This window comes from Streptomyces sp. NPDC005775, assembly GCF_042871565.1.
GTDB lineage: Bacteria > Actinomycetota > Actinomycetes > Streptomycetales > Streptomycetaceae > Streptomyces.
This window is the reverse complement of sequence record NZ_JBIAIU010000003.1, coordinates 211,658-227,373: the sequence shown is the minus strand read 5'-3', so window position 1 is coordinate 227,373 and position 15,716 is coordinate 211,658. Positions and strand designations below refer to the sequence as shown.

The 15,716-nt window shown below is 71.0% G+C and carries 15 protein-coding genes; 9 read left to right on the top strand and 6 right to left on the bottom strand.

Annotated features, from left to right (window positions below; genetic code table 11):
• Window positions 1–428 precede the first annotated feature (428 nt).
• The 3 genes from ACFYPA_RS08440 to ACFYPA_RS08430 all read left to right on the top strand — a co-directional run bounded on the left by ACFYPA_RS08440 (window position 429) and on the right by ACFYPA_RS08430 (window position 2,930).
• The gene (locus ACFYPA_RS08440; RefSeq protein WP_389130588.1) at window positions 429–1,472 is read left to right on the top strand and encodes an NAD(P)/FAD-dependent oxidoreductase; all 1,044 of its coding nucleotides are present in this window, start codon (window positions 429–431) and stop codon (window positions 1,470–1,472) included.
• Window positions 1,469–2,116 carry an SAM-dependent methyltransferase gene (locus ACFYPA_RS08435; protein WP_389130585.1) on the top strand — a complete coding sequence of 216 codons (648 nt, stop codon included), beginning with the start codon at window positions 1,469–1,471 and terminating at the stop codon, window positions 2,114–2,116. The genes ACFYPA_RS08440 and ACFYPA_RS08435 overlap by 4 nt, the downstream gene beginning before the upstream one ends.
• 256 nt (window positions 2,117–2,372) lie before the next feature.
• Window positions 2,373–2,930: a DinB family protein gene (locus tag ACFYPA_RS08430; RefSeq protein ID WP_359321115.1), complete on the top strand. Its 558-nt coding sequence runs from the start codon at window positions 2,373–2,375 to the stop codon at window positions 2,928–2,930.
• 144 nt (window positions 2,931–3,074) lie between these two features.
• Here the strand turns inward: ACFYPA_RS08430 and ACFYPA_RS08425 are convergent, their stop codons facing one another.
• From ACFYPA_RS08425 to ACFYPA_RS08415, 3 genes are all read right to left on the bottom strand, one after another.
• On the bottom strand, window positions 3,075–3,605 hold the full coding sequence (locus ACFYPA_RS08425; RefSeq protein ID WP_359077467.1) for a hypothetical protein: 531 nt from the start codon (window positions 3,603–3,605) through the stop codon (window positions 3,075–3,077).
• Window positions 3,602–3,847 carry a helix-turn-helix transcriptional regulator gene (locus ACFYPA_RS08420; RefSeq protein WP_123461860.1) on the bottom strand — a complete coding sequence of 82 codons (246 nt, stop codon included), beginning with the start codon at window positions 3,845–3,847 and terminating at the stop codon, window positions 3,602–3,604. The genes ACFYPA_RS08425 and ACFYPA_RS08420 overlap by 4 nt, the downstream gene beginning before the upstream one ends.
• 143 nt (window positions 3,848–3,990) lie before the next feature.
• Complete coding sequence (locus ACFYPA_RS08415; RefSeq protein WP_359321118.1) at window positions 3,991–4,608, bottom strand: YceI family protein; 618 nt, start codon at window positions 4,606–4,608, stop codon at window positions 3,991–3,993.
• Between the two features lie 237 nt (window positions 4,609–4,845).
• Between ACFYPA_RS08415 and ACFYPA_RS08410 the strand changes: the two genes are divergently transcribed.
• The gene (locus tag ACFYPA_RS08410; RefSeq protein ID WP_359077472.1) at window positions 4,846–5,367 is read left to right on the top strand and encodes a hypothetical protein; all 522 of its coding nucleotides are present in this window, start codon (window positions 4,846–4,848) and stop codon (window positions 5,365–5,367) included.
• Between the two features lie 78 nt (window positions 5,368–5,445).
• Here the strand turns inward: ACFYPA_RS08410 and ACFYPA_RS08405 are convergent, their stop codons facing one another.
• From ACFYPA_RS08405 to ACFYPA_RS08395, 3 genes are read right to left on the bottom strand one after another with little or no spacing between them, the layout of a single operon-like run.
• Window positions 5,446–6,201, bottom strand: a complete 756-nt coding sequence (locus ACFYPA_RS08405; RefSeq protein WP_359317246.1) for a copper homeostasis protein CutC — start codon at window positions 6,199–6,201, stop codon at window positions 5,446–5,448.
• Window positions 6,198–7,721 carry a M81 family metallopeptidase gene (locus tag ACFYPA_RS08400; protein WP_359355829.1) on the bottom strand — a complete coding sequence of 508 codons (1,524 nt, stop codon included), beginning with the start codon at window positions 7,719–7,721 and terminating at the stop codon, window positions 6,198–6,200. Before ACFYPA_RS08400 ends, ACFYPA_RS08405 begins: the two co-directional genes overlap by 4 nt.
• A 22-nt stretch (window positions 7,722–7,743) precedes the next feature.
• Complete coding sequence (locus ACFYPA_RS08395; RefSeq protein ID WP_359077478.1) at window positions 7,744–8,964, bottom strand: ROK family protein; 1,221 nt, start codon at window positions 8,962–8,964, stop codon at window positions 7,744–7,746.
• A 286-nt stretch (window positions 8,965–9,250) separates the two neighbouring features.
• Between ACFYPA_RS08395 and ACFYPA_RS08390 the strand changes: the two genes are divergently transcribed.
• From ACFYPA_RS08390 to ACFYPA_RS08370, 5 genes are read left to right on the top strand one after another with little or no spacing between them, the layout of a single operon-like run.
• A complete protein-coding gene (locus tag ACFYPA_RS08390) occupies window positions 9,251–11,065 on the top strand; it encodes a peptide ABC transporter substrate-binding protein (protein ID WP_389130578.1) in 1,815 nt (604 codons plus the stop codon).
• A 50-nt stretch (window positions 11,066–11,115) separates the two neighbouring features.
• The gene (locus tag ACFYPA_RS08385; RefSeq protein ID WP_359077481.1) at window positions 11,116–12,075 is read left to right on the top strand and encodes an ABC transporter permease; all 960 of its coding nucleotides are present in this window, start codon (window positions 11,116–11,118) and stop codon (window positions 12,073–12,075) included.
• The gene (locus ACFYPA_RS08380; RefSeq protein WP_359317238.1) at window positions 12,072–12,968 is read left to right on the top strand and encodes an ABC transporter permease; all 897 of its coding nucleotides are present in this window, start codon (window positions 12,072–12,074) and stop codon (window positions 12,966–12,968) included. The genes ACFYPA_RS08385 and ACFYPA_RS08380 overlap by 4 nt, the downstream gene beginning before the upstream one ends.
• Entirely contained in the window at window positions 12,965–14,674 is a 1,710-nt protein-coding gene (locus ACFYPA_RS08375; protein ID WP_389130576.1) for a dipeptide ABC transporter ATP-binding protein, read from the top strand. The genes ACFYPA_RS08380 and ACFYPA_RS08375 overlap by 4 nt, the downstream gene beginning before the upstream one ends.
• Complete coding sequence (locus ACFYPA_RS08370; RefSeq protein WP_389130574.1) at window positions 14,671–15,606, top strand: ROK family protein; 936 nt, start codon at window positions 14,671–14,673, stop codon at window positions 15,604–15,606. The genes ACFYPA_RS08375 and ACFYPA_RS08370 overlap by 4 nt, the downstream gene beginning before the upstream one ends.
• Window positions 15,607–15,716 lie beyond the last annotated feature (110 nt).

The window sequence follows — 15,716 nt, the reverse complement described above, 5'->3', positions numbered from 1 at the left end:
CGTCGCTCCGCCCGTCTCGGGCGGCGCACGTCGCGGTGAACCGTTCGACGGCGTCCCAGAGCTCGCCCTCGCGCTGGGGGTCGTAGGACTCCTCCGACGACCGGACCTCACGGGTGCGGTCGACGTAGGACCCGGTCGGCGCCCGGGTCGTACCGATCTCGGTGGCCGCAGACCGGACGCCGTCCAGCGAGCCGAGGTCCGCGGAGACGTACGAGACCGCGTGCCCGCCCGCACTCAGATCTGCGGCGAGCGGCACGCCGGAGGAGCCACGAGAGACGACGAGGAGGTGCAGACCTCGACGCGGTGTGAGGGTCAAGCCCTCGCGGACACCCGCCGCCGGCGCCCGATGCGATTTTGCCGCTTCGGCAAGGATGTTTGCCGCATCGGAGCCCGGCGCGCACCATCTTCCGTAGATGGAGGTGTTTCGCATGAGCGACATGACGCAGACCTACGACGTGGTGGTCATCGGTGGCGGGGCCGCGGGCCTGAGCGGGGCGCTGGCCCTGGGGCGGGCCCGGCGTTCGGTGCTGGTGATCGACGCGGGCAACCCGCGCAACGCACCCGCGTCCCACGTGCACAACTACCTCGGCCGCGAGGGCACACCGCCCGGCGAGCTGGTGGCCGTCGGCCGCAAGGAGGTGGCCGCGTACGGGGCCGAGATCGTCGAGGGTGAGGTCACGGCGGCCGAGCGGCTGCCGGGCGGGGCCGGGTTCCGGGTCGTACGGGGGGACGGGACCGCTGTCACGGCGCGCCGCCTCCTCGTCACCACCGGGCTCGTCGACGAGCTGCCGCCGATCCCCGGCCTCGCCGAGCGCTGGGGGCATGACGTGCTGCACTGCCCGTACTGCCACGGCTGGGAGGTCCGGGACACGGCGATCGGCATCGTGGCGCTGACGCCGATGGCCGTCCATCAGGCGCTGCTCTGGCGGCAGTGGAGCCCCGATGTCACCCTCTTCCTCCACAACGCGCCCGAGCCGAGCGACGAGGAGTACGAGCAGCTCGCCGCGCGGGGCATCGCCGTGGTGGACGGGGAGGTGACCGGGCTGGAGATCGGCGACGAGCGCCTCACCGGGGTGCGGCTGGCCGGCGGCCGGGTCGTTCCGCGCGACGCCGTCGTGGTCCAGCCCCGGTTCACGGCGCGCTCCGGCGTGCTCGACGGGCTCGGGCTGCACGCGACCCCGATGGAGATGGGCGGTCACACGCTCGGTACGTACATCGCGGCCGACCCGACAGGAGCGACGGAGGTGCCCGGTGTGTGGGTGGCCGGTAACGTCGCGAGTCTGATGGAGCAGGTCATCGGCGCTGCGGCGGCCGGGCTGAAGGCCGGTGCCGCCATCAACGGTGACCTCATGGCCGAGGACACCCGTCGCGCGGTCGAGGCTCGCCGCGCACCCTTCTCGGCTGAGGCCGAGCGCCAGGTCTGCGAGAAGACCCTCGGAAACCGCCGTCACGGACTGCAGGAGACACGATGACCACCGACAACACCGCTTCGGGCGCCTCGGACACCTCCGACGCGGGACTCTGGGACGAGCGCTACCGCGAGAGCAAGCGGATCTGGAGCGGAAACCCCAACGTCGCCCTCGTCCGGGAGGTGGAGGGCCTGGAGCCGGGGCGCGCCCTGGACCTCGGGTGCGGCGAAGGGGCCGACGCGGTGTGGCTCGCCCGCTGGGGCTGGCAGGTCACCGCCACCGACATCTCGCGCGTCGCCCTGGGCCGGGCCGCCGAGCACGGGGCCGAGGCGGGGGTCGCCGACCGCATCGACTGGCAGTTCCACGACCTCGGGGTCTCGTTCCCCGAGGGGGAGTTCGACCTGGTCTCCGCGCAGTTCCTGCACTCCATGGGTGACCTGCCGCGCGAGCAGATCCTGCGCCGGGCCGCGGCGGCGGTCGCCCCCGGCGGGGTGCTCCTGATCGTCGGGCACGCCGGCTTCCCGGCCTGGGAGCACAACCACGCGGACGTGGAACTCCCGACCACGGACGAGGTGCTCGTCTCCCTCGAACTTCCCGAGGGGGAGTGGGACGTCCTGGTCAGCGCGGAGCACGAGCGCGTCCAGAACGACCCGGACGGGAACCCCACCACCCGTACCGACAACGCGCTGAAGGTGCGCCGCCGTTGACGAGGGGATGAGCCCCGCGGGGCCCGGCGGCCGGAAGGCCGTGCGGGTCGTTGGCCGGTGCGCGGCGGTAGCCGTCGTCGCGCACCGGGGAGGTTCTCCGGTCAGGCAGGATCAGGCGGAGGGGGCGGGCGGGGCTGACCCGTCCGGGCGTCAACTGCGCCCGGATCGGGGCGCATTCAGGTCGGGACCTGACCTATATGACTTCTAACGTGTTCCTTGCACGGCGAAACAGGAACGACGACAGAAGGCAGCCATCATGACCGTCAGTGAGACGACCACCCACGACGCGGCCGAGGCCCCGGCCCTCACCGGCGAGCGTTCCGACCTGCTGGAGATGCTGGCCAAGCACCGGCACTTCCTCCGCTTCACCACCCGTGACCTCACCGACGAGCAGGCCGGGCTGCGCGCCACGGTGAGCGAGCTGTGTCTGGGCGGGCTCATCAAGCACGTCACCAGCGCCGAACGGAGCTGGGCCAACTTCATCGTGGACGGCCCGGCGGCCATGCCGGACTTCACCGCGATGACCGCAGCCGACTGGGAGCAACGGGCCGACGACATGCGCATGCTGCCCGGCGAGACGCTGGCGGGCGTGCTGGACGACTACGCGGAGGCCGCCCGTCGGACCGACGAGCTGATCGCCACCCTGCCCGACCTGAACGCCACCCAGCCGCTGCCCAAGGCTCCGTGGTTCGAGGGCGCCGCGCACTGGTCGGCACGCCGGGTGCTGATGCACATCATGACCGAGACCGCTCAGCACGCCGGCCACGCCGACATCATCCGGGAGTCGATCGACGGCGCCAAGAGCATGGGCTGAGCGTCCGGCCGGGTGCTGGGGCGACGCCGTACCGGGCGGCGGGTGGCGGGGTGCCGGCTCTTCCCGCCGAGGCGGCCCGCCGGGGACGGACGAGCCGGCGGAATCACCGCAGCGGATCACCACGGCACGACCCAGGACCGGAGATCAGAACAACTCCTCCTCCTGCTCCGGCTCGTCCCGGACGCTCAGTCCCGCCACCCACAGTGGCATCAGACAGTGCGCGACGAACACCGTGGCCAGGACGGGGGCGAGCAGCGTGCCCGCGTCGGCCCGCCCGGTCCAGTGGCCGACGGCGACGACGCCGAAGGCGCTCGCCAGCAGCAGTGTGGTCAGGCGGTGCGCCCGGGCCCGCACCCGGTCCCGCTCCGCCACCTGGCGCTCGTCCAGGACGCGCGTCCTCAGTTCGAGCAGGCCGCGGGTGGCGCCGTTGATCACGCCGGTGGCGACGCACCACGGCAGGAGCAGGGCGAGGAGGGCGAAGGCGGGCCAGCGGTGGTCGGTCGCGTACGCGCCGATGCCGGCGACGAGACCGGCCGCCGTGAGAACCGCGTGGCCCGCGACGGCCGTGCGGCGGCGCGTGGCCGTCGCGTACAGGGCGCTCGCCCGGCCGTCGTTCATGACGGCGAACATGCGCCGGTCGTGGCGCGTGGGTGCCGTCGTACCCGTGGTGGTCATCGCTTCCTCCCGTAGACCTCGTCCGTGAGCGGGCGGAACGGCCGGAGGGAGAACAACGCCTCCACCGGCAGTTCGAAGAACTCGGCGACGCGCAGCGCCAGATCGAGGCTCGGGTTGTACTGCCCGCGCTCGATGTAGCCGATGGTCTGGTAGTGGGCCCCGACCGCCTCGGCCAGTGCTTGCCGCGACACCTTGCGTTCCGCGCGCACCATCGCCAACCTGTTGTGCACCTGCTCGCTCATGTATAAGAAGTACTACATTCTGGCGGAGGGTGGCAAGAGTGGGCATAGCCGCGCTGACCGCGCGGGCGCACACGCCGAGCGCCCGCCGTCCGCCCCGGAAGGGGTGGAGGGCGGGCGCGCTCGGTGCGGGGTGTCGCCGTAGGTCAGGCCTGCGGTGCGGCGGCCTTGATCGCGGAGATGTCGAAGTTCAGCTTCACCTTGTCGCTCACCATCACGCCGCCGGTCTCCAGCGCCGCGTTCCACGTCAGGCCCCAGTCGGAGCGCAGGATGTCCGCGCTGCCCTCGAAGCCGACACGCTCGTTGCCGTACACATCGGTCGCGGAGCCGTTGAACTCCAGGTCGATGGCGAGCGGGCGGGTGACGTCCTTGATCGTGAGGTCGCCGGTGACGCGGTACGTGTCCCCGCCGAGCTGCTCGGCGCCCGTCGAGCGGAACGTCATGAGGGGGAACTTCTCGGCGTCGAAGAAGTCGCCGCTGACGAGGTGGCCGTCGCGGTCGGCGATGCCGGTGTCCACGCTGGCGATCTTGACGTCGATCGAGGCCGCGGAGTTGGCCGGGTCGCTCCCGTCCAGCTTCAGACTGCCCTCGTGCTCACCGAAGGAGCCGCGCACGTTGGTGACCATCGCGTGACGGACGGTGAAGCCGATGCTGCTGTGGGCCGGGTCGATCGCGTAGTCACCGGTGAGGGCGGCCAGGGCGGGGTCGACGGCGACGGTGGTGGTGGCGGGGGCGTCGTTGTTCTTGCGGTTGAACAGAGCCATGGCTCCTCCTCGGGGACGTGATCGAGCGGGCTCGACGTATTTGTTTAACCTTCAACGAGATTCACTGTAGACCCATCTTGTTCAAAGTTCAACATCCATGGCTCCGACTGTTACGGAAGGAGGGTCCGGTGCGGGCGGGTGTTCACTCGACCGTCACCGCGGGCCCTCTGGCGGACGCGCGTAGAACTCGGGCAGTATCGTCCTGCCAACTTTGTCATGCACAGGAGGAGTCCCCCCATGGTGTCCCGTATGACGCTGCGCCCCGTCCTGACCGCCCTCGCCCTGGTCCTCGGGGTCCTCTTCGCCCCCGGAATCGGTGTCGTCGCCGGTACGACGGACGCCTACGCCGTCACCAAGCTCACCCACAGCCAGGCGACCGCCAGATTCAGCTCGTCCGGCATCACCTGGTCGTCCTCCGGCGGCTGCTCCAACCGGAACGTCTCCACCTGCACGTCGTTCGACCAGCTCAACCTGCCGACCGCCCAGGGCGCCCAGACCCTCAAGAGCGCCACGGGCTGCGCGCTCAACATCACCGGCGGTACCGAGACCGGGCACGCCAGTGGCACGTACTCGCACTGGAACGGCTACAAGCTCGACTTCGGCAAGACCACCTGTCTCACCAACTACGTCCACGGCGTGTTCAGTTACATCGGCCTGCGCGGTGACGGCGCGCCCCAGTACAAGTCCGGCTCCGGCAACGTCTACGCCGACGAGGGCAACCACTGGGACGTGACGTACTACAACTGCGGCGGCTGCTGACAGTTTTCGCCCCCGCGCATGACGGCGCCCCCGCCCGTGAGTTCACGGGCGGGGGCGCCGTCATGCGCGGGGTGGCGGTCAGCCCACCGACTCCAGGGCCCGTCGCGCCTGAGCGACGACCTCGGGGTCGGTGACGAAGTGGGTGTCCTGCTCGGCCGACGCTCCGCCCGCGCCGAGCGGTATCCAGGTGCCGCCGAGCCGGCGAGGCGCGCGGGCCTTGGCGGAGAGGTGGACGGAGGCGACACCGGCCGATGCCAGCGCCGGGACATCGGCGGGGCGCACGCCGCCGCCGGCCATCACCTGCACCCCCGGCGCGGCGGTGACCATCGCGGCGATAGCCGCCCGCCCGTCGGCCGCGGCGGGAGCGCCGCCCGAGGTGAGGACCCGGGTCAGACCGAGGGAGGGCAGGAGCGCGGCGGTGGCCACCGGGTCGGCGGACTGGTCGATGGCGCGGTGCAGGGTGACTTCCACCGGGCGGCCCGCGGTGCGGGCCGCCTCGGCGAGGCGGGCGACCGCGACGGTGTCCAGCGCGCCGTCGGCGGTGAGCGCGCCGATGACCACCCCGGCGGCGCCGGAGGCGATGGCGGAGCGCACTTCGGCGACCATGAGTGCGATCTCCTGCGCGTCATGGACGAAGTCGCCGGGCCGGCATCTGATCAGCACCTGGACCGGCAGCCCTTCTGCCGCGACCGCCTCGACGAGCGCGGCCGACGGGGTCAGGCCGCCCAGTTCGAGCGCGGTGCAGAGCTCGACCCGGTCGGCGCCGTTCTCCCTGGCGATGCGGGCGCCCGCCGGTGAGGTGACGGCGATCTCCAGGGCGGGGCGGGCGGTCACTCGTCCTTCCCGGTCAGCGGCTGGTCGGAGGCGGGGATGACGCGGGCCGACAGGTCCGGGTCGGCCATCTCGCGGTCGAACGGGAACATCGGGCGGCGGATGCGGTGGTGGCCCAGACGTACCAGGTCCTGGTCCACACCGCCGGGGGTGAGCGCCATTTTCCAGCCGACCGACATGTCGAAGAGTTCGGGCTCCAGGTAGCCGATCTTCACGATCACGATGTCGGCGCCCCGCGGGTCGAGGCCGAGGCCGGTGAAGTCGTGTTCGTGGTGGTAGGGCTTGCGGAGCTCCGTGAGGATCGCGTACACACTGCCCACCCGGATCACGACCTCGGTCCGGGCGTCGCGGTCGCCGTGCCGGACGGAGTGCACCGTGCCGGTCAGGGTGACCGGGCCCGCGTGCCGGTCGTCGACCTCCGCCCCGGCGGTGACCGTGACGGTGGCGCCGACACCCGCGGCGACGGCCGTCGCGACGGCGGCCGGTCCCGGCACCGAGGCGTAGATGACGGTCGGGCCGTCATCCTCCTGGAACTCCGGGCGGGCCAGCAGCCGGGTCAGGCCCCAGGTCACGTCACCGGAGCCTCCCGCGGTCGGGTTGTCCCCGGTGTCGCTGATGAAGTACGGGCGCTGGTCGGAGCCCAGGGCCTCGTCCAGGATGCCGTCGAAGGTGCCGGTCGGGGCGACGAATTCGAAGTCGTCGCGGGCCTTCCAGAAGCCCTCGGCCAGGCGCTCCGCACCGGCGGACACGGCGGCCCGATCGGTGCCGGTGACCACCACCGCGGCGCGGTTGCGGGGCTCGTCGGCCCAGGCGTAGCCGACCCAGATGGCCGCGTCGGTCACGCCGTCCATGGCCTCGACGTCGTCCACCGCCGCGTACACGCTCCTGGCGGGCTCGATCCGGGTGGAGGTCTGCTCGCCGGCCAGCAGCACCGGTACGGGCACCCAGGCCTTGACCGGACGGTGCGCCCCGGAGACCAGCAGATCCACCAGGTTGCGGACGGCCCGCTCCTTGGTCTCCATGTGGTCCTCGTGAGGGGCCATCCGGTAACAGGTGATCAGGTCGCTGCCGTGGACGAGTTCGCGCGAGACGTTGCCGTGCAGGTCCATCGATGTGGAGACGATGACGTCGGGGCCGACGGTGGCGCGGATGCGTTCCAGCAGGACCGCCTCGGCGTCGGCGATGCCTTCCACGGTCATCGCGCCGTGAATGTCGTACCAGAGGCCGTCCGGGCGAGGCAGCGCGGCGAGCCGTTCGATCAGCTCATCGGTCAGCTCGGCCCAGGCGTCGGCGGTGACGGTGCCTCCCGGCAGCGACTTGCCGACCAGGGCGCCGTGCCAGTCGGCCGCCTCGCGCAGTTCCTCACCGGGGGCCAGGAAGGGGTAGCGGTCCAGCACCTCGGCGCCGCGCGAGGGATGGAAGGCGGCGGCCCGGGTCCGGGCGGGGGAGAAGGTGGAGGACTCGATGCCGAGCCCTGCGATGGCGATGACCGGGCGGGATGCTGCGGTGCGGGATTGCGACATGGCTCCTCGTAGGGGTCGGGCGTCAGAGGTGACGGGGGGCGAGAGTGCCGAACCGGTCGGTTCCGCCCACCTCGTGCAGGGCGTGCGCCAGGGCGCGCTGGAGGGCGAACTGCCCGGCGCCGACCAGCCCGGCGTCGGCGCCGAGCCTGGTCCGCTCGATGGTGAGGTGCTCGGTGACGAGCGGGTGGCAGTTCTCGTAGAGCCGGCTGCGCACAGCGGCGACGAACTGTTCCAGGGTGGAGAGGATGCCGCCGAGGTAGACGGCGTCCGGGTTGAAGAAGTTGACGTTGGCGGCCAGCACCTGGCCCAGGTAGTCGCCGGCCCTGCGGACCGTGCGAGTGGCCGGCGGATCGCCGTCGAGGGCCAGTCGGGCCACGTCCTCGATGCTGTTCACATCCGCCCCCCGCTCGCGCAGGATGCGGACCAGCGCGGCACCGGACGCCACGGTTTCCAGGCAGCCGGTGTTGCCGCAGGAACAGGGGATGCCGGCACCGGCGTCGATCCGGATATGGGTGATGTCCCCGGCGGCGCCGGTCGCGCCGCGGTAGAGGCGCCCCTCGGCCATCACGCCCGCGCCGATCGCGGATCCGGCCTTCACCATGATCGTCTGGGCGTGCCCGTCGAGCCGGACGGTGTGTTCGCCGACCGCCATGCAGTTGGCGTCGTTGTCCACGGCCGCCGGGACGCCGAAGCGTTCCTCCAGCCAGGCGGTGACCGGGAAGCGGTTCCACCCGGGCATCCGCGACGGGCGGACGACCGACCCCGACGCGATGTCCACGGGCCCGGGCAGCGAGAGCCCGACCCCGCGCAGTCGGGCGGGTCCGTGCTGGTCGGCCAGTGCTTCCAGGGCCTCGGCCAGCCGGGGCAGGGCCGCCTCGGGTCCGTCGGCGATCAGGAAGGGGACGGTCGAGACGTCGGTCAGACCGCCGCCCGGAAGCACCACGCCGATCCTGGCGTGCCGGCCGCCGAGGTCGGCGGCGACGGCGAACTCGTCACGGCTCCCGATCCTCAGCGCTTTGCGGGGGCGCCCACCGGTGGAGGAGTGGGTGCCCTCCTCGGCGACCAGACCGCGCTCCACGAGATGCCCCACGGCGAGGGAGATGGTGGAGGCGGCGGCCCCGAGGCGTTCGGCGAGTTCGGCACGTGACGTCGCCTGGCCCGATGCGATGAGTTCCAGGACACGCACGGCGAGGGACGGGGTCCCTTTCGTGGCCTTGCGGTCCCACGCACTTATTCCAGTCATGTACAAAGTTACTTCCGCAACGGGGTATGTGGCGAAGACGATACGCCCGCACTTCGCACAGGGGAACAGTGTCGTGAAGGAAGTACGCCACCCGTAAAATCCCCCATATCCCTCCTAAATGCCCCAAGTAGTCGGAAGAAATGGGGCGAGATGGCTTTTGTCGAATGTGCAGTAACTTACTTGTTATTAATTCTTGTTTGTTTCTTCAACAATGGCGGCGTTAGCTGTCGTGAACGCAGCGCCGACCCTCCTGAGCGGCTGCGGCCGTTTCAATCCGAGGAGAGTCATGATCCTTACCCGCACGGCGACCAGCCGCCGCTGGGCCCTCGCCGCGGGCGTCGCCACCACGGCGGCCGTTCTGCTGTCCGGCTGTTCCGGCGGCGGTACGACCTCGTCCGGCTCCAGCTCGTCGGACAGCATCAACTACGCCCTGCCGGCAAACTTCACGCCGAACTGGATCCTCCCGGTCGGCACCGCCGCTCACCTGAACACCAACAACTCCTCGATATCCCAGTCCCTCTGGGAGCCGCTGATCGCGTACGACGGCTCCACCGGCAAGGTCGGCTGGAACAAGGACAACTCGCTGGCCACCGGCGCCGAGTTCGCCGAGGACAGCAAGAGCGTCTCGATCACCCTCGGTGACCGGCACTGGAGCGACGGCAAGCAGATCACCTCGCGTGACGTGCAGTTCTGGTTCAACCTGGTCAAGGCGAACAAGGAGGACTGGGCCAGCTACAGCCCGGGCAAGGCGCCGGACAACTGGACCTCGCTGAAGATCGTGGACGACACGCACTTCACCATCACGTTCGACAAGGCGTACAACACGCAGTGGATGCTCGCCAACGAGCTGAGCATGATCCGCCCGATGCCGCAGCACGTCTGGGACAAGACCAGCGACGCGGGCAAGGTGTCGGACCTCGACCTCACCCCCGCGGGCGCCAAGAAGGTCTGGACGTACCTCAACACCGCCGCCAAGAAGATCTCCGGTTACGCCACCGACCCGCTCTGGAAGACGGTCAGCGGCCCGTACACCATCAAGTCGTTCTCGACTGCGGGCAAGGTGCAGCTGTCGGCCAACGCCAAGTACGACGGCGGCGGCAAGGCCAACATCAAGACGGTGAACCTGCTCCCGTTCACCACCGCGGACGCCGAGGAGAACGCCCTGAGGGCAGGCACGGTCGACTACGGCTACATCAACGCCACGAACCTCGGCCAGGAAGCGTCCTTCAAGGCCAAGGGCTACACCCTCAAGCCGTGGGCCGGCTGGGCGATCACGTACATGCCCTACAACTTCAACAACCCCACCATGGGCCCCGTCTTCAAGCAGCTCTACGCCCGCCAGGCGATCCAGATGTCGGTGGACCAGACGACCCTCTCCAAGGTGATCTTCAACGGCACCGCCGTCTCCACCTACGGGCCCGTCCCGCAGGGCCAGGCCTCCTCATTCGTCTCCTCGGAGCAGAAGAACAACCCGTACCCCTTCTCCACCGCCAAGGCGAAGGAGCTGCTCACCGGCCACGGCTGGACCGAGCGGAGCGGCACCATGGTCTGCACCGACCCGGGCAGCGGCGACGACCAGTGCGGCGCCGGGGTGGACAAGGGCACGAAGTTCCAGATGCAGGTGCTGTCGCAGTCCGGCTCGACCGTGACCGACAACCTGATGAGCGCGCTCCAGTCGTCCTTCGCCAAGTCGGGCATCGGCTTCTCCATCAAGACCGCACCGGTCAACTCGGTTCTCTCGCAGGCCGGTCAGTGCAACGCCGGCGACTCCGGCTGCAAGTGGCAGCTGTCCTTCTTCGGCAGCGCGGGCAGCTGGTACTTCCCGGCCTACCCGAGCGGTGACGCGCTCTTCGCCACCGGCGGCGGCTCCAACTTCGGCAGCTACTCCAACGCCGCCGTGGACAAGCTGATCAGCGAGACCACCACCGACTCCTCCGACGCCGCCATGCAGAAGTACAGCGCCGCCCTGGCCAAGGACCTCCCGGTGGTCTGGCTGCCGGAACCCGACTACCAGGTCTCCGTGGTGAAGAGCGGTCTCGGCGGCTTCGCCCAGGACTCGCTCGCCAACTTCCACCCCGCCATGTGGAAGTGGACCAAGTGAGACCGGTCGCCGACCACGCGCATCACTGAGCCGAAGCGACCGGAAAACACATGAGCACTTCCTCGTACCTCATCAGGCGGGTCCTCCAGGCCGTCGTGGTGATCGTCATCGTGACGATCGTGGTCTTCGGTCTGCTGCACGCCCTGCCCGGGGGTCCCGCACGCGGGATCCTCGGCCCGCAGGCCACCGCGCAGCAGATCACGTCCTTCAACCACGAACAGGGCCTCGACAAGCCGCTGCCTGTTCAGTACCTCTACTACCTGAACCAGCTGCTGCACGGCGACCTCGGGACCTCGTACACCCTCAACGAGCCGGTGTCCCAGCTCATCACCGAACGGCTGCCGAAGACCCTGCTGCTCACCATCCTGTCGGCGCTCGTCGGCCTGGTGCTGGCGATCCCGCTGGGGATGTGGCAGGCCATGCGGCGCAACAAGCCGGCGGACTACGTCATCACCACGCTGAGCTTCATCGCCTACTCCACGCCCGTGTACTTCCTCGGGCTGATCCTGGTGCTGGTGTTCAGCCAGGTGCTGCCGTGGTTCCCCTCCCAGGCACCGCAGGGCGACACGCTCGCCCAGGTGTTCGCCGAACCGCAGGCACTGGTCCTGCCGGTGGTCGCGGGCGCCGCCTCGATGATCGCGGTGTTCAGCCGCTACATGCGGGCGGCCACCCTGGAGAACCTCTCCGAGGACTACGTCAGGACGGCGCGGGCCGGCGGTTCCCGCTCCCGCGCCATCCTGTGGCGGCATGTGTTCCGCAACTCGCTGACGCCGGTGGTCGCCATGCTCGGGTACTACGTGCCGGTGCTGTTCGGCGGCGCGCTGGTGGTCGAGCAGCTCTTCAACTACCCCGGTATGGGCCTGCTCTTCTGGACCGGCGCACAGTCCTCCGACTACCCGGTACTCCTGGGCTGCGTGCTCGTCATCGCGGTCGCCACGGTGACCGGCACGCTCCTCGCCGACATCGTCCAGCGGGTCATCGACCCCCGAGTGAAGGCAGGCCGGGCATGAGTGCCGTCATCCAGCCGGGCCACGTGCCCGGCACGGCCACCGCCCCCGCGGCGTCCGGCTCCCGCCTCGCCGTCAGGCGCTTCCGGCGCAACAGGCTCGCCGTCGTCGGGCTCTGCGTGGTGGCCGTCTTCTTCCTGTTCTGCTTCGCCGGTCCGCTGGTGTACTCCACCGATCAGACCCACACCATGCTTGAGCAGGTCAACCTCGCGCCCAGCGGCTCGCACTGGCTGGGCACCGACGCGGTCGGCCATGACGTACTGGGCCGGCTCATGTACGGCGGCAAGGTGTCGCTGATCGTCGGTCTCGCCGCGGGTGTCCTGGCCACCGTCATCGGCACCCTGTGGGGCGCCGTCGCCGGCTACGCGGGCGGCTGGGTCGACGCGGTCATGATGCGAATCGTGGACGCGGGGATCGCCATCCCCGCGCTCTTCATCCTGCTGGTGGTCTCGGCCATCACCACTCCGGACCTGACGGGACTGATCGTCATCCTGGGCTTCGTCTCCTGGCTGGTGCCGTCACGGCTGATCAGGGCGGAGACGCTGAGTCTGAAGAACCGCGACTACGTGCTGACGCTCCGGGCCATCGGCGGGACGCACAGCCGGGCCATCACCCGGCACATCCTGCCGAACTCGGTCTCGACCATCATCGTCGCGGCCACCTTCCAGATCGCCGACGCCATCCTGCTGGTCGCCTACGTCTCCTACCTGGGCCTGGGCGTCCAGCCGCCGGCCACCGACTGGGGCGGCATGCTGTCGGCCGGTCTCACCGCCGCCTACTCCGGCTACTGGTGGCTCATCATTCCGCCCGGCCTGGCCATCATCCTGGTGGTGTGGGCGTTCAACGCGATCGGGGACGGGCTCCGCGACGCATTCGACGTGAGGGGACGCGGATGACCGTCACCAAGAGCCCCGCCGTACCGCAGGCCGGGCCGATCCTCGAACTCGACGACCTCGGCGTCGTCTTCACCACCGAGACCGGTGAGGTGCCGGCCGTGCGGGGTGTCTCCCTGCACGTCGAACCCGGCGAGACCCTCGCCCTCGTCGGCGAGTCCGGCTCCGGGAAGTCCACCATCGCGCTGGCCGCGATGGGCCTGCTGACCGGCAACGCCCGGGCCACCGGCAGCGCCGTCATCGCGGGCACCCAGGTCGTCGGCGCCCGTGAGAGCGACCTCGCCTCGCTGCGCGGCCGGACCGCCTCCATGGTGTTCCAGGAGCCGGCCACCGCGCTGGACCCGCTCACCCGGGTCGGCAGGCAGATCGCCGAGGTGATCCGCAACCACCGCGAGGTGTCCGCCAAGGACGCCGCCGCCGAGGCCGTCGGACTCCTCCGCAAGGTCGGCATACCCGAACCGGAGCGGCGGGCCGCGGCCTACCCCTTCCAGCTCTCCGGCGGGCAGCGCCAGCGGGTGGTCATCGCCATGGCCATCGCCAACAACCCGGCCCTGCTGATCGCCGACGAGCCGACCACCGCGCTGGACGTCACGGTGCAGGCCGAGATCCTCGACCTGCTGCGCCGGCTCGCCGCCGAGACCGGAACCGGCGTCCTGCTGGTCACCCACAACATGGGCGTCGTCGCCGACTTCGCCGACCGGGTCGCCGTGATGTACCGCGGCGAGATCGTGGAGACCGGTCCGGTCGAGGACGTGCTCCTGCGCCCCTCCCACGAATACACCCGCCGCCTGCTGGCCGCCGTGCCCCGGCTGTCGGTGGCCGAGGCGGGCCAGGAGGCCCCGGCCGCCTCCGCCGCGGATCCGGACACCGAGCCGGTGGCCGAACTCCGTGACGTCTCCGTGGTCTTCGGCCGCGGCAAGAACGCCGTGCGCGCTCTGGACGGTGTCTCCCTGGCCGTGCACGCCGGCCAGACCCTGGGACTGGTGGGCGAGTCGGGTTCCGGCAAGTCCACCGCCTCCCGGGTCGCGCTCGGTCTGATCGCGCCGAGTTCCGGCACGGTCTCCCTGTTCGGCACCGACCTGGGGCGCTCCGGGCCCCGGGCCCGCCGGGCACTGCGGGCCGGTATCGGCGTGGTCCTCCAGGACCCGGTCGCTTCGCTGGACGCCCGGATGACGGTCGGCGAGTGCGTCGCCGAGCCGCTCAGGGTCCACCGCCGGGGCCTGACCGCCAAGGACCGCCGGAGCAAGGTGGCCGCCATCCTCGACCGCGTCCGGCTGCCGCGCGAACTCGCCGACCGGGCACCCCGGGAGCTGTCCGGCGGGCAGCGCCAGCGGGTCAGCCTGGCCCGTGCGCTGGTCCTGGAGCCCCGGCTGCTGGTCGCCGACGAACCCACCAGCGCGCTCGACGTGAGCGTGCAGCAGGCGGTACTGGAAGTGATCTCCGAGCTCCAGGACGAGCTGGGCTTCGCCTGCCTCTTCGTCTCCCACGACCTGGCCGTCGTCCAGCACTTCGCGCAGCGCGTCGTGGTGCTGCGGGGCGGCCGGATCCAGGAGCAGGGCCCCACCGGAGCGACCCTCCTGCACCCGGAGACCGACTACACGCGCGGCCTGCTGGCCGCCGTACCGGTACCGGACCCGGTGATCCAGCGAGGCCGCAGGGCCGAGCGCCTGGCCGCCCTCTCGGCCGGCCGGACGGAGGTCCAGGCATGAACCCGTACGACCGCAGGCTCTTCGCCGGCGTGGACATCGGCGGCACCACCACGCAGGTGGTCCTGTGCGACGACGACCTGAGCGTCCTGGACCGTGCCGGGACGGTGACCCCGGCGGCTCACGGCGGCCGGGCCATGATCCGCGCGGCTCTGGACGCGCTGGCCCCGCTGCTGGAGCGCACCCCGGGCCGGCTCGTGGGGTGCGGGGTCGGCGCCGCCGGCGTCGTGGACTCCGCCACCGGTCGCATCCTGGTGGCCAGTGACTCCTTCACCGGCTGGGCCGGTTTCGGGGTGACGGACGCCGTCGAGGACGCGCTGGGAGTCCCGGCCTTCCTGGACAACGACGTCAACGCCTTCCTGTACGGGGAGACGTCGGGCGGCGCGGTCCGGGACGAGCCGGACGTACTCGGGATCACCCTCGGCACCGGTGTCGGTGGCGCGCTGTGGAGCGGCGGCACGCTGTTCACCGGCCCGCACGGCGCGGCCGGCGAGATCGGGCACATCCCCGGCTTCGGTGACCTGCTCTGCTCGTGCGGCGGGCGGGGGCATCTGGAGACCCTGGCCTCCGGCCGCTCCATCGCTGCGCGTTACGCGGAGCGCACCGGTCGGCGGCTGACGGCCCGCGAGGTCGCGGGAGCGGCGGAGCGCGGTGACGAGGACGCCCTCGCGGTGTTCCGGGCCGCCGGTGCCGGCATCGCACGGGCGATCGTGATGACGGCGGGCGTCGTCGACATCACGACGGTCGTCGTGGGCGGCGGGGTCAGCCACGCGTGGTCGCTGCTGAGCCCGATCATCCTCGAATCGCTGGCCGCCGATCCGCCGGTCAGCGGTCATCCCGTCCAGCTGGTCAGGTCCGGCCTGGGCGCCGACGCCGTACCGGTCGGCGGCGCGGCACGGGCGCGGCAGGAACTCGGGGTGTGTTCCCCGGCCTGAGGCCGCCCGGTCCATGAGGGAAGCGCCCGCCCCGCTCCGGTTCCGGGAAACCGGTCGCGGGGCCGTCCGGGCCCCGACCTGTGGATGCCCCCATCCGCGTACGCGTGTGC